Below are 14,074 nucleotides of genomic sequence, written 5' to 3'. Positions count from 1 at the left end.
GGGGACTTCCTTGAATAGCCAGCTGATCCAACAGGGCCGCGCCGCTTACCGCGCGGGTGATTTTTCCGCTGCAGCCCAGATGCTTGGGGCGGCAAAAACTCCCGATGAGATTATGGGCGAGGCCGATCACCTTCGTGGTAACGCCTTGATGCACCTTGGCATGTATGCCGAGGCCGCCGAGGCCTATGCCGCCGCCCTCAACGACGGCACCTACGGCAAGCGCGGCGCGCTGCTCACCAACCGCGGCAAGGCGCTCGCCGCCGTGGGCGACTACACGACGGCCGCCCAGGCGTTCTCTGCTGCTACACAGGATGCTTCCTATGCCACGCCGTTCAAGGCCTATCTGGGCCTGGGCAATGCGCTGTTCCAATCGGGCGACTATGCCAACGCGGGAACCGCCTTCCGTCAGGCTGCCATCGATGGCGCCAATCCGGCTCCTGCCGCCGCACTCGGCGAGCTCGGTCGTTGCTTCATTAAGCTCGGCCGTCCGGCGGATGCCGTGGAGACCTACCGCACGGCTATCGACTTTGCCGGCCCCCGCGACGACACGCGTGCGCTCAACGCCGGCATGGGTCAGGCGCTTTCTGCCGCCGGCCGTCCCTCCGACGCACTCGATGCCTTTAACGCCGCTACTGCCGATGGCATCTACCAGCTCACCTCCGAGCAGGCCGATGAGCTTGCCCGCGTGCAGGATTCGCTTGCCGCGCTGTCTGCCCAGACGGCTATGGCCACGGCTCCGGCGCCCGCGATGGACGCTCCTGCCGTCGATCCGCTCGATCCTACGGGCGCGACCGGTCAGTTTATGCCCGATCCCTCGGACACCGGCTTCTTTACGCTGTCCGAGTCCGAGATGGTCCAGCAGGACCGTCAGGATCGTAAGCAGGCCAAGGTCCGTCGTCGCCATCGCCACACGGGTCTCAAAGTCTTCATCGTGCTGCTTCTGCTCATTTTGATCGCCGCGGGCGGTCTGGGCTTTGCCTACGCGCGCGGCTTTGGCTTCCCGTCTCAGGAGTCTGTCGTTACCGATCTGTTCCAGGCTGCCGGTGACGGTGACACCGCAAAGGCCGAGTCTTGCCTGGCCTCGAGTCTGTCCGAGGACGCTAAGTCGATGATCATCTCCTCGATTCCGCAGGGTGCCACCGTGTCCGTCGAGGGCATGGATCAGTCCATGACCGAGACGACCGCCAAGGTGAAGGCATCGCTTTCCAAGGGCGGCGAGCAGGAGTACACCGTCAAATTCGTGCGCTCCGACAACCATATCGGCTGGACCGTTTCTTCGCTCGATATGGATTTCTCGGCTGCTGACAACCAGTAGTGACCTTATGGGATTTAGCTTTGCCCGGCGCTTCACCGCAAGTGAGGTGCCGGGCTTGCGCTAGTATGATGAGCTAGTAGTTTTCCAGCAATCATCCAACACATCAGGAGTTGCGTTGTTTTCTTTGATGGATATGTTCTTCGGTAGCTATGCGGGCGATCTTGCCATCGACCTCGGCACCGCAAATACGCTTGTCTCCGTGCGCGGCAAGGGCATCGTCATTCGCGAGCCCTCTGTTGTCGCCATCGACAAGAACGACGAGCGCATCTTGGCGGTCGGTATCGAAGCAAAGCGCATGCTCGGCCGTACGCCCGGCAACATCGTGGCCGTTCGTCCCCTGAAGGACGGCGTCATCGCCGACTTCGATGTTACCGAGGCCATGCTTCGCTACTTTATCGATAAGGCGTCCGAGAAGCGCTATCCGTGGACTCCGCGTCCGCGTGTTGTCGTCTGCGTTCCCTCCGGTGTCACGTCGGTTGAGAAGCGCGCTGTCTTTGAGGCCACGATCCAGGCCGGGGCCCGCCAGGCCTATCTGATCGAAGAGCCTATGGCAGCCGCTATCGGCGCCGACCTGCCCGTCGAGGAACCCACCGGCTCCATGGTCATCGACATCGGCGGCGGTACCACCGAGGTCGCCGTTATCGCTATGGGCGGCATCGTCGTCTCGCAGTCCATTCGTATTGCCGGCGACGAGTTCGATCAGGCCATCCTCACGCACGTTCGTGATGCCTACAACCTGGCCATCGGCGAGCGTACGGCAGAGGACATCAAGATCAAGGTCGGTTCCGCCGTGCCGCTCAAGGACGAGCTCGACGTTGAGGTCAACGGCCGCGACGTGATCACCGGTCTGCCCAAGACCGTGCGCATCGAGAGCGAGGAGATTCGTCGCGCGCTCAACAAGCCGCTCGACGAGATGGCCAAGGCCGTCAAGGACGCACTCGACGCTACGCCTCCCGATCTTGCCTCGGACCTTATGTACTACGGCATTTTGCTGACCGGTGGCGGCGCGCTGCTGCGCGGTCTCGACGTGCGCCTGCGCGATGAGACCGGTGTTTCGGTCAACGTCAGCCCCACGGCGCTCGATAACGTCGTTAACGGCTGTGCCCGCGTGCTCGAGGCCAATGCGTTTGATGGCGGCTTCGTCCAGACCAATGCTTAATTTCCAAAAGGTGGATTCCATTTGGCACGATCTTCGGGTTTCTCCACAAATCTGAATACCAAGCGACAATCAACGGGTATGCGCCCGTTGATTGTTTTCAGCCTGATTTCGGTGTTGCTGCTCACGTTTTACATTCGGGAGGGCGAGGCAGGACCGATTCATGCCGTGCGCTCGGGCGTGACGACGATTACCTCGCCGGTGCGCTTTGTGGGCTCGGCTGTGGCGGCTCCCTTCAATGCGATCGGAAACGTGTTCTCTAACCTTACGGCGTCGCAGGACACGCTTGACGAGCTTAAGAAGCAAAACGAGGAACTGACCTCTAAGGTTGCCGAGCTCTCCGAGGCTCAAAAGACCGCCGAGCGACTGGAGGGGCTGGTCGGCCTGCAGTCGACCTACAACCTCAAATCAACCGCAGCTCGTATCGTCGGCGCTTCGGGCGATGCCTGGACCTCGACCGTCACCATCGATAAGGGTTCTGCCGACGGTCTTACCATCAACATGCCTGTGACGAGTTCTGCCGGTGTCATAGGCCAGATTATCGAGGTCTCGGCCAAGACGTCCACCGTGCGCCTGATTGGCGATGAGAACTCGGGCGTGTCCGCTATGGTGCAGGACACGCGCGCCCAGGGCATGCTGCAGGGTCAGGCTGACGGCACGCTGCGTCTTGAGTACGTGAGCGTCGATTCCGACGTTAAGGTTGGCGACATCATCGTGACCTCGGGCATTGGCGGTGTGTTCCCCAAGGGTCTACCGCTCGGCACCGTCTCGTCTGTTGAGAAATCGGCTAACGACGTGTACTACACCATTGTGGTGCGCGCCCAGACGACGGCCGAGAACAACGAGGAAGTGCTGGTCATTACCTCGCTGACCGACGAACAGTCGGCCTCGGATGAGGACGTGAACACGGCCAACAGCACGCCGCAGGGAACGTCGCGCGATGCTGCGACCAAGACGAAGGACGAGAGCCCGGATGACAGTTCCGACACGTCCGAGACGACCGATTCCGGCTCGAGCGAATAGGGGGCATGTCCATGGACCTACACGAGCAGGGGATGAGCTCCCGCACGTTTGTAATCGCCGCCATTGTGTGCGTGCTGCTGCAGGCAGGCCTGGCACCGCAGATCTCCATTGCGGGCGGTCGCGTCAACTTTATGATTATCCTGGTGTGCCTAAGCGTGTTCTCGGGCGACCCGACCCGTGCCGTCGTGTGCGGTTTTTGCAGCGGCTTGTTCTATGACCTTTCCGCTGCCGTGCCGGTGGGCGTTATGTCGCTCCTGCTGACCGTGGGTTCTTTTGCCCTGGTGCATAGCGCTGCCGGTCAGACGGGCGGTGCCCCGAGTGCGCGCGGCATCACGGTGGGCGCCTTCGCGTTCGTCATTAATGTGATCTACAGCATCATCTTGCTGTTTATGGGTTTGGAGACGAGCTTTGTCGTGGCGATCTTCGGCCATGCGCTGCCGTCTTCGATCCTGACGGGTCTGGTTGCCATTCCGTTTTTGATGTCCGGCGTCGTGCCGCAGTCCGGTTATGGATTCTCCGCACGTGGCGGACGCCAGACGGGCATGCGCTTTAAGCCCAAGACCCGTAAGCTCAAATAGGGGAGGCTCGTAGATGTCTTCCCAGATGACGGTTATTATCGCCGGTATCGTGCTGGTTGTGGCCATCGTGGTCGCACTGGTCATCATGCGTCGCGGCGATTCTCGTTTTACCTACGATACGCAGCATGGGACGGCCCCGCGCGCCACCGAGGGCGAGGGCAATACCGCGGCGACCGCCTTTAAGGGCCGCTTCTCCATCCTCACCACGGGTGTGGGCGCGATGTTCGCGGCGCTTGCCGTCAAGCTGTGGGGCATGCAGATGGTCTCGTCGGACTATTACGAAAAGCAGGCTAATAGCAATCAGACGCGCACCGTTACCACACCCGCTGTGCGCGGCCGCATCCTCGACCGCAATGGCGTGGCGCTTGTCCAGAACCGTCCCTCACTTGCTGTCGTGGCCTACCGCGACCTTGCCGAGGATGAGGTTCTGGTTCGCCATCTTGCCAACGTGCTCGGTATGCCCTACGTGGCGGTGCTGCGCAATATTCAGGACAATTCCGAGGGCGCTCAGAGCCTGCATACCATCGCGACGGACGTCCGTCGCTCCACGGTTGCCTATATTCAGGAGCACGCCGGCGAGTTCCCGGGCGTCAAGATTGCCGAGCGTACCGAGCGCCAGTATCCATATGGCGAGACGGCATGCCATATCTTGGGCTATACCGGCACCATTACCTCCGAGCAGCTCGAGGCCCAGAATAAGAAAACCTCTGGTGATGATGATGCTTCTGCTGGCCGGATTACGTACCAGTCGGGCGATATCGTGGGCCAGGCGGGTGTTGAGAGCTACTACGAAAACCTGCTGCAGGGTATTCGTGGCGAGCAGACCGTCAAGGTCGATGCCTCGGGCAATGTGACCGGTCAGGCCGGCGCCGTGCCCGCCAAGGCCGGCTCCGACATTAAGCTCACGCTCGATCTTAAGATCCAACAGGCCTGTGAGACGGCGCTGGCGAGCGCCATCGAGCTTGCCAAGACCACTGGCTACAGCAATGCCGGCAACGGCGCTGTGGTGTGTCTCGATCCCAACAATGGCGAGATCCTGGGCATGGCGAGCGAGCCCAAGTTCGATCCGTCCGTCTTTATCGGCGGCGTCTCAAATGACGTGTGGACCGAGCTCAATGATGACAAGGGTTCGCACCCGCTGCTCAACCGCGCCATTAGCGGACAGTACATGTCGGCCTCGACCATCAAGCCGCTCTCGGCACTGGCCGGTCTTGAGTTTGGAACCTACACTTCAACGCAGACAACCAACTGCACGGGCTATTGGACGGGCCTGGGCAAGGCTTGGGGCAAGCGCTGCTGGCTGACGTCTGGCCACGGCACCATGACGCTGCAGTCGGGTATCGCCAACTCGTGCGACCCCGTCTTCTACGACATGGGCAAGGCCTTCTTTTATGACGAGCAACATTCCGAGGGCCTGCAGGAGGTCTTTCGTCGCTGGGGCCTAGGCAAGACCTGCGGTATCGATCTGCCGAGTGAGGGCGCGGGCCGTATTCCCGATGCCGAGTGGAAAGAGTCGTACTTTACCGACGCCTCTGCCGAGGACCGCAAGTGGAATGCCGGCGATATGACCAACATTGCCATCGGCCAAGGCGACATCCTGGTGACGCCCCTGCAGATGGCGTGCGCCTATATGGGTCTTGCCAACGGCGGCAAACAGTACGTGCCTCACGTGTTTTTGTCTGCCGTGTCGCGCGATGGCGACGGCGATGCCTATAAGTACAACGGCAAGGGCAAGAAGAAGCGCCTGGAGGCCAAGATCAACAGCGATTCGGATTTGACTCTTGTTCGCAACGGCATGCACGACGTGATTTACACGGCATCGACGTCCCTGGCGGCTCACTTTGGCACCCTGACGCCGCAGGTGTACGGCAAGTCGGGCACGGGCGAGAAAAGCGGCGAGGACGAATACGCGTGGTTCTGCGCCTATGCACCGGCCGATGATCCCAAGTATGTCATCGCTACTGTCCTGGAGCAGGGCGGCGGTGGTTCGGATACCGCGATGCATGTCGTGCGCGACGTGCTCGGCGTGATTTATGACGAGCCCGATACCTCTTCGGCCTCGGGCGATTCTTCGGTTCGATAGGAGGTTGCGATGGATTTTTCTCCTGCGGATCTGTTCCGTTCAACCAAGACCGGCTCTCGCAGCAGCCTGGACCGCGTCAACAAGCAACTTTCGGCCTCGCGCGGTACGTTTCGCCAAAAGGTGCATATCGGTGTGCTGCTGGCTACCGTCGCGCTCGTTGCCTATGGCGCCATCATTATTTGGTCGGCGTCACAGTTTAAGGCCGACGCCTCATTCTCGCGCCACCTGCTGGGCATTGGCATTGGCGCGGTGCTTGCGGTGCTCGTCTGGCGTACCGATCTGCGCGGTATTTCCAATTTTTCGACGGCGTTGCTCGTCATCGACCTGATCGTGATCTTCTCGCCCAAGATTCCGGGTCTGTCCTATACGGGCGGTCTGGGCATGACAGGCTGGATCAAGATTCCCGGTATCGGCTTGACATTCCAGCCGGTCGAGCTTGCCAAGCTCATCACCATCTTCTTTATCGCCACGCTTGGCTCGCAGTATAACGGCCGCATCGATACCGTTCGCGACTACGTCAAGCTCTGCGGCATGCTGTCCATCCCGTTTTTGGCCGTCGTTGCCATGGGCGACCTGGGCTCGGGCCTGGTCGTGCTGGTCTCGGGCGCCATCGTCATCTGCATGAGCGGTGCGCGCCGCGAATGGGTGCTGTCGACCCTGGCCCTGCTTGTGGGCCTGGTGGCCCTCGTCCTGGCGCTCGATTCGGTCTTTGATTCGTTGCTCGGCCACGATGTGCTCATCAAGCAGTATCAGATGAACCGCCTGACGGTCTTTATCGACCCCGATAATGCCGATTCGGACGATGCCTACAACCTGCAGCAGTCGCTTATCGCCGTTGGCTCGGGCGGCTTCTTTGGTAAGGGTTTGGGCCATGCGACGCAGTCGGCCGGCGGCTTTCTTCCTGAGTTCCACACCGACTTTGTCTTCGCCTTCCTATCCGAGACCTTTGGCTTTTGCGGTTCCTTTTTGCTCCTGTGCCTCTACGTGCTGCTGATCTTTTCGACGATTCGCGTCGCCTTTAAGTGTGAGTCGCTGTTCTTGCGCCTATCGTGTGTGGGCATCGTTGGCATGTGGGCGTTCCAGACCTTCGAAAACATCGGCATGTGCATTGGCATGATGCCGATTACCGGTATTCCGCTACCGTTTATTAGCTTCGGTTCGTCTTCGATGATGATTCAGCTGCTGACGGTGGGTATCGTACAATCCATATGGCGGCATCGTTCGGGCGCCGCGTAACCGCTGGAGGGGTTTGCTATGAAAATTCCCGTAGATAAGCTGACCCGCGCTTTTAAGATGGGCGCGTCCGTTAAGAAGGATTCCGATACGCCGGTGCGCGTCTCGGTCTATTTGGATTCGTCCGCCTCGCGCTTTCTGGCCGAGACGGTGCGTGACGCCTTTGTGCCGCAGACGACCTCGGGCATTGTGCGCGTCGAGCGTCTGGGGGAGGAGCGAATTGCTCCAAAGACCGATACCGATGTGGTGCTGGTGCTCTCGTGCGGCTCCGACCGCTTGGAGAGTGCCGTGCAGGAGCTCGTGATCGCCGGCGCCCCCGTGTGCGTGCTTGCCGAGTCTGCTGTGGAGGTGCCGTTTATCGAGGAATCCACGCCCATGCTCGGCGTGGTGGCGGCAACCGATAAGACGTATCTGCTCGAGACGCTTGCCCGCTGGATTCTCGATCGCACCGACAAGGAAACGGCTTTTGCGGCGAATTTTGCCTTTATGCGCATCGCGGCAGCTAATCGTATCATCACCTCGTGCGCGCTCACCAATATGGCGACCGGTGCGCTGGTGTTTTTGCCGGGCGCCGATTATCCCGTTATGGCGCTGGCGCAGGTGGGCATGCTCTTTGAGCTCGCTGCCGTCTTTGGACGCGGCATTAAGCCTGAGCGCGGCTACGAGGTCGCGGGCGTGCTTGCCGGCGGTCTTGTGATCCGCGCGGTCACCCGCGCGCTCGTCAAGCAGACGCCGCATATTGGGTTTGCCGTCAAGGCGCTCACTGCTGCCGCGGGCACCTATGGCATGGGCCGTGCGCTCGTTTCGCTCTACGAGCGCGATGTCGACTACAGCCGTGCCAACGAGGTGGTCACTGCCACGTTCTCCCGCGTTCGCGATCTGGTGACCACGGTCGCGGGTGCTACCCGTCCTATGGCGTCCTACCAAGACGCATCCGATCTCACTGCTTAGGGGTTTTCCGTTGCGCGTTCCGTATCAAGACTGCTTTCATTTAATTGAGCCGCTGCTCGCCAAGGTCGAGAAGCCGAGTCGCTATATCGATCACGAGTGGGGCACGCTTTCCAAGGCCGATGCCGACTACCGTTGCTGCCTGATCTACCCGGATGTGTACGAGGTTGGTCTGCCCAACCAGGGTATCGCCATCCTCTACAACATCCTTAACCAGGCCGAGGGCATCTCCTGCGAGCGTGGCTATGTGCCGTGGCCCGATATGGGTGACGCTATGCGCGAGGCAGGCATTCCGCTGCTGTCGCTCGAAGGTGCTGCCCCCGTCGCTTCGTTTGATATCGTCGGCCTGCATGTGCCGCACGAGATGGCGGTGACGAACTTCCTCGAGGCACTCGATCTCGCTGGCATTCCGCTGTTAGCGGCCGACCGAGGTGAAGACGACCCCATCATCATCGCCGGCGGCCCCTCGGTGTACAACCCCGAGCCGTACGCGGCCTTCTTCGATGCCATCCTCATCGGCGAGGGCGAGGAATCGCTGCTCGAGACCTGCCAGCTGCATCGGCGCCTGCGCGACGAAGGAGTCCCGCGCGCGCAGATTGTTGAGCAGCTTGCATCCATTGCCGGCAACTACGTGCCGTCGCTCTATGAGATTCGTCACGACGAGCCCTGCTCGCCGCATGGCTACACCGTGCCGCGCGAGGGCAAGGATGCTCCGGCCGTGGTCTACAAGCGCGTCGTCGAGGATTTCGGCGCCACGAATCCGCTGTCGCAGTCGTGCGTGCCCTATGCGCAGCTGGTTCACGACCGCCTGTCTATCGAGATTCTGCGTGGCTGCGCTCGCGGCTGTCGTTTTTGCCAGGCCGGCATGACGTATCGCCCGGTGCGCGAGCGTTCGGCCGACCAGATCGTCTCGTCGGTGATTCAGGGTCTGGAAAAGACCGGCTATGACGAGGTGTCGCTGACCTCGCTCTCCACGACCGACCACTCCTGCATTCGTGACGTGCTCGGCAGGCTCAACCGTCGCCTGGAGGATACGGGTATTCGCGTGTCTATTCCGTCGCAGCGCTTGGATTCGTTTGGCGTGGATATGGCCGAGTCGGTCGCCGGCGAAAAGAAGGGCGGCCTGACGTTCGCGCCCGAGGCCGGCAGCCAGCGCATGCGCGACATCATTAACAAGAACGTGACCGAGGAGGACCTGGACCGTGCGGCCAAGGCGGCCTTCGAGGCCGGTTGGAACCGCATGAAGCTCTACTTTATGATGGGCCTTCCCGGCGAGCGCGACGAGGACATCGTGGCCATCGCCAATCTGGCCGATCACGTGCTGGAGCTTGGTCGTTCCGTGGTGCCCAAGGCTCGTCGCGGCTCGATCTCGGTGTCCATCTCGGTTTCGGTCTTTATCCCCAAGGCTGCCACGCCGTTCCAGTGGTGCCCGCAGCTCGACTACGACGACGTCAAGCGTCGCCAGAAGTTGCTTATCACGAGCGTTCGCAACCGTGCCGTCCGCGTGCATTACCACGATGCCGAGACTTCGCTCATCGAGGCCGCGCTGTCCCGCGCCGGTCGTGACATGACGCCCGTCATCATCGATGCTTGGCGCGCGGGCTCTCGCTTTGACGCCTGGGTAGAGCATTTCTCGCTCGATAACTGGAAGGAGGCTGCTGCCAAAAACGGCATCGACCTCAATGAGCTCGTGCACCTGCCCTACGAGTTGGACTGGCGCCTGCCGTGGGAGCATGTGAGCCCCGGCTGCACGCGCGGCTTCCTCGAGCGCGAGTACCGTCGCTCGCTCGAGGGTTTCACGACTCCCGACTGCACCCGCACGTCGTGCACCGGCTGCGGAATCTGCCCCACGCTCCACGTCAAGAATGTATTGATGGGTGATCGCGCATGAGTGAGCGCCTGACTGACAACCCCACGCTCTTTAGGCTTCGTGTTCGCTATGGCAAGCGCGATCGCCTTAAGTACCTGGGCCATCTCGAAGTAATCCATACCATTGAGCGCATCGTGCGCCGTGCGGGACTTCCCTATGCCGTCACGCAGGGCTTCTCTCCGCACATGCGCGTGGGCTTCTCTTCGGCACTACCGGTGGGTACGTCGTCGACCTGCGAGTGGTATGACCTGTTTATGACCGAGTTCGTGGCGCTCGACGAGGCGTTTGGGCGTCTGGCTGCGGCGTCTCCGGCCGATCTGGCACCCATTGAGGCAGCGTACATCGACGTGCGCACGCCGGCGTTGACGGCGCAGCTTACGCGCCTGTCGTATCGCATCGATCTACACTTGGATCTCGAGGCGCCCGTAAGCGCCGACGAGGTGCGTCGTGCGATCGACACGTTGCGCGCGGACCATGGCATCGACTACGCGCGCGGCAAAAAGAGCAAGCGCTTGGATTTGGATCACACGCTCGTGGGCTATGAGCTCACGGCGGGGGAGCGCCCTGACCATTTGGTGCTCATGCTCGACACCCATGCCGATAACGAGGGCTCCATGCGTCCGGAAATTTTGCTTTCCGCTGCTGATGTTTTGTTGCAGGGCTTGACCCCGGGCGTGGATGCACCTATTGTTTCCACCGGTATGCAAGACCTCGTGACCATCTGCTCCTACGATGTCGAGCGTCAGAATCAAGCATGCGAGGACGACGAGGGCCGACTCGTCAGCCCCATACCTGTGCGAACTTGTGGATTTGCTCCACATACTCGTTGACGGGGGTATTTTCGCCTGCTACTATATTCGGCTGTTGCACTAACTGATGCATGAAGGGCAAGTAAACATGTACGCAATCGTTAACACGGGCGGCAAGCAGTACAAGGTCGCCACCGACGATGTCATCACCGTCGAGAAGATCGAGGGCAATGAGGGCGACAAGGTCACCCTGCCGGTCATCTTCCTCAACGATGGTAAGAAGATCGTCACCGATCCCGACAAGCTGGCCAAGGCCAAGGTTACCGCTCAGATCGTTGAGCAGTTCAAGGGCGAGAAGCAGCTGGTCTTCAAGTTCCACAAGCGTAAGCGCTATCGTCGTCTGAAGGGTCACCGTCAGCAGCTCACCAAGCTGAAGATCGTGAAGGTCCAGGCTACGTCCCGCGCCAAGAAGGCTGTCAAGGCAGAGGCCAAGGCTGTTGCCGAGGCTCCCGTCGCCGAGTAGATTACACTCGTAACGAAAGAGTAGGTATACACAATGGCACACAAAAAAGGACTCGGTTCCTCCCGTAATGGCCGTGACTCCCGCGGTCAGCGCCTTGGCACGAAGCGCTATGCCGGCCAGACGGTAACCACGGGCACGATTCTCGTCCGTCAGCACGGCACGCACATCCACCCGGGTGAGAACGTTGGCCGTGGCAAGGACGACACGCTGTTCGCGCTGGTCGACGGTACCGTTGAGTTCCACAAGGGTATCAAGCACAGGGTCAGCGTACGCCCGCTCGCGAACGCGTAATTTACCCTTCATAGAGCACATATGTGGGAGGCACTTGAGTTTTAGGATTCAAGGGTCTCCCTCTTTTTGTAGGAGGCGATTCTGTTGTCACAGTTCACCGATATCAGCCGCATTAACGTGTGCGGCGGCGACGGCGGAGCCGGATGCATGTCGTTTAGGCGCGAGGCATTTGTCCCCAAGGGCGGCCCCGATGGCGGCGACGGCGGTCGTGGCGGCAATGTCGTCATCCAGGCCGATGCTCAGCTGTCTTCGTTGATCGATTACCGCTTTAAGCATCACTTCCGCGCCGAGCGCGGCACGCACGGGCAGGGTGCCCGTCGTAACGGTAAGAGCGGCGAGGACCTAATTTTGAAGGTTCCTATGGGCACCGTGGTGCGCGAGCTCGACTCCGAGACGCAGACCCCGATGTTCGAGATTGCCGACCTGGTGCATGATGGCGAGCGCGTTGTCGTGGCGCCCGGCGGTGCCGGTGGCCTGGGCAACACGCACTTTGTGACGTCGGTGCGCCGCGCGCCCGCGTTCGCTCAGCTGGGCGAACCGGCCGAGGAGCACTGGATTGAGCTTGAGATGAAGCTTATGGCCGATGCCGCACTCGTGGGCTTCCCCTCAGTGGGCAAGTCCTCGCTTATCGCGCGCATGAGTGCCGCCCGTCCCAAGATCGCCGACTATCCGTTTACAACGCTCGTGCCGAACCTCGGCATGGTGCGTGCCGGTGAGTATTCTTACGTCGTTGCCGACGTTCCTGGTTTGATCGAGGGCGCGAGCGAGGGCAAGGGCCTGGGCCACCAGTTCCTGCGTCACATCGAGCGTACGGCCCTGATCGTGCACGTCGTCGACATGACGGGCGGTTTTGAGGATCGCGACCCGGTTGAGGATTACCGCATCATCAACCGTGAGCTCGAGCAGTATGGAGCAGAGCTTTCGGAACGTCCGCAGATCGTCGTCGCCAACAAGTGCGATGCGCCGGGCACGGCCGACAAGATTGCCGACCTCAAGCGCGCCGCGCTCGACGATGGACATATGTTCTTTGCCGTGTCCGCCGTGACGGGCGCCGGCCTCAACACGCTGATGCTTGCCGTGGGCGAGCAGGTGGCTAAGCTGCGCGCCGAGCTGGCGGTCTCCGATGAGCCGGTCGATTTGCGCGACGAGGAGTGGGAGCGTCGCCGTCTGCAGCGCGAGAAGCGTTTCCGCATTGTCCAGGAAGAGCCCGGTGCCTTCCGCGTGGTCGGTCGTGCTATCGAGCGCATGGTCATCCAGACCGACTGGGAAAACGAGGAAGCCGTCATTTACCTGCAGCATAAGTTTGCGCGTATGGGTGTTGACGACGCGCTCGAGAAGGCCGGTTGCCGTGCGGGCGACGAGGTCCGCATTTGCCAGCGTGCCTTTGACTTTGAGGGCGCTGAGGACTTCTCGGAGTACGAGGAGCTCGAGGACGCTGGCGAGGACGTTGCCGTTGAGGCCATTGACGTGGCCGATGCTGCGGATGAGGGCGTCGAGGTTGTCGATGCGGCGGATGCCGCGGACGATGCCGAGACCTCGGAGGGCGAGTAAGCCATGTCGCTGCGCGGTGGAATCGGTTTGCCCGAGCTGCCTATAAAAGAGGGCAAGGAGTTTCGGCTTGGCATTATGGGCGGCACATTCGACCCGATTCATTACGGGCACCTGGTGACTGCCGAGCAGGCGCGCGAGTCCCTCGACTTGGACGCTGTGCTCTTTATGCCGGCGGGCTCTCCCGCCTTTAAGCTTGACAAGCCGGTTACGCCTGCCGAGGACCGTTATGCCATGACGGTCCTCGCCACCGCCGCGAACCCGGCCTTTTTGGCGAGCCGGTTCGAGATTGACCGTCCGGGTGTAACCTATACGGCCGATACGCTTCATGCCCTTCGCGATTTTTACCCGCCGCAGGTAAAGCTCTACTTTATTACGGGCGCCGATGCGATTATCGATATTGTGACCTGGCATGATGCCGAACGAATCGCTGAGCTTGCTACCTTTATTGCGGCGACGCGACCGGGCTTTGATATCGATACGGCGCGTGCCCGAATCAAAGAGTCGGGGCTGCCGTTCGACGTGCGCTATATTCAGATTCCGGCGCTGGCGATCAGCTCGACGAACATTCGTAAGCGAGTTGCCCGCGGCATGAGCGTGCGCTATCTTACGAGCGAGTCCGTGCTCGGCTACATTCGCAAGCGCAGGCTATATGCCGATTTGGGCCAAGAAGATTTTGAGTGATGGGGGCTACGTTGTCGGTAGAGGATCAGTTTGAGGGCGATGAGCGCGCGCTGCTCAAGCGCATTCAAGAGCT

13 protein-coding genes are annotated in these 14,074 nt (G+C 60.9%); all 13 read left to right on the top strand.

What is annotated here, in order from left to right:
- Positions 1–10 precede the first annotated feature (10 nt).
- The 13 genes from DW003_RS05540 to nadD all read left to right on the top strand — a co-directional run bounded on the left by DW003_RS05540 (position 11) and on the right by nadD (position 14,001).
- Positions 11–1,315, top strand: coding sequence for a tetratricopeptide repeat protein (locus tag DW003_RS05540; RefSeq protein ID WP_233545521.1), 1,305 nt, complete (start codon positions 11–13; stop codon positions 1,313–1,315).
- A 127-nt stretch (positions 1,316–1,442) separates the two neighbouring features.
- Positions 1,443–2,474, top strand: coding sequence for a rod shape-determining protein (locus tag DW003_RS05535; RefSeq protein WP_006236061.1), 1,032 nt, complete (start codon positions 1,443–1,445; stop codon positions 2,472–2,474).
- A gap of 78 nt (positions 2,475–2,552) precedes the next feature.
- Positions 2,553–3,494, top strand: a complete 942-nt coding sequence (gene mreC / locus DW003_RS05530) for a rod shape-determining protein MreC (protein ID WP_117564242.1) — start codon at positions 2,553–2,555, stop codon at positions 3,492–3,494.
- A gap of 11 nt (positions 3,495–3,505) precedes the next feature.
- The gene (locus tag DW003_RS05525; RefSeq protein ID WP_117583249.1) at positions 3,506–4,072 is read left to right on the top strand and encodes a hypothetical protein; all 567 of its coding nucleotides are present in this window, start codon (positions 3,506–3,508) and stop codon (positions 4,070–4,072) included.
- Between the two features lie 13 nt (positions 4,073–4,085).
- Positions 4,086–6,155, top strand: a complete 2,070-nt coding sequence (mrdA, locus tag DW003_RS05520) for a penicillin-binding protein 2 (protein WP_055249986.1) — start codon at positions 4,086–4,088, stop codon at positions 6,153–6,155.
- Between the two features lie 9 nt (positions 6,156–6,164).
- On the top strand, positions 6,165–7,391 hold the full coding sequence (locus tag DW003_RS05515; protein ID WP_055249988.1) for an FtsW/RodA/SpoVE family cell cycle protein: 1,227 nt from the start codon (positions 6,165–6,167) through the stop codon (positions 7,389–7,391).
- Between the two features lie 18 nt (positions 7,392–7,409).
- The gene (locus DW003_RS05510; RefSeq protein WP_118387990.1) at positions 7,410–8,339 is read left to right on the top strand and encodes a YcjF family protein; all 930 of its coding nucleotides are present in this window, start codon (positions 7,410–7,412) and stop codon (positions 8,337–8,339) included.
- Between the two features lie 10 nt (positions 8,340–8,349).
- On the top strand, positions 8,350–10,227 hold the full coding sequence (locus DW003_RS05505) for a TIGR03960 family B12-binding radical SAM protein (RefSeq protein ID WP_118387988.1): 1,878 nt from the start codon (positions 8,350–8,352) through the stop codon (positions 10,225–10,227).
- A complete protein-coding gene (locus DW003_RS05500; RefSeq protein ID WP_118385173.1) occupies positions 10,224–11,036 on the top strand; it encodes a TIGR03936 family radical SAM-associated protein in 813 nt (270 codons plus the stop codon). Before DW003_RS05505 ends, DW003_RS05500 begins: the two co-directional genes overlap by 4 nt.
- 67 nt (positions 11,037–11,103) lie before the next feature.
- Positions 11,104–11,478 carry a 50S ribosomal protein L21 gene (gene rplU, locus DW003_RS05495; protein WP_118387986.1) on the top strand — a complete coding sequence of 125 codons (375 nt, stop codon included), beginning with the start codon at positions 11,104–11,106 and terminating at the stop codon, positions 11,476–11,478.
- A gap of 33 nt (positions 11,479–11,511) precedes the next feature.
- Positions 11,512–11,769 (top strand): 50S ribosomal protein L27, encoded by a 258-nt coding sequence (rpmA, locus tag DW003_RS05490; protein ID WP_006236075.1) that lies wholly within the window; start codon positions 11,512–11,514, stop codon positions 11,767–11,769.
- A gap of 84 nt (positions 11,770–11,853) precedes the next feature.
- A complete protein-coding gene (gene obgE / locus DW003_RS05485; RefSeq protein WP_187361902.1) occupies positions 11,854–13,320 on the top strand; it encodes a GTPase ObgE in 1,467 nt (488 codons plus the stop codon).
- Between the two features lie 3 nt (positions 13,321–13,323).
- The gene (gene nadD, locus DW003_RS05480) at positions 13,324–14,001 is read left to right on the top strand and encodes a nicotinate-nucleotide adenylyltransferase (protein ID WP_117637231.1); all 678 of its coding nucleotides are present in this window, start codon (positions 13,324–13,326) and stop codon (positions 13,999–14,001) included.
- Positions 14,002–14,074: the final 73 nt, after the last annotated feature.

This window comes from Collinsella sp. AF36-3AT, assembly GCF_003475205.1.
Classification (GTDB): Bacteria; Actinomycetota; Coriobacteriia; order Coriobacteriales; family Coriobacteriaceae; genus Collinsella; species Collinsella aerofaciens_AF.
This window is presented reverse-complemented; position numbering and strand designations above follow the sequence as displayed.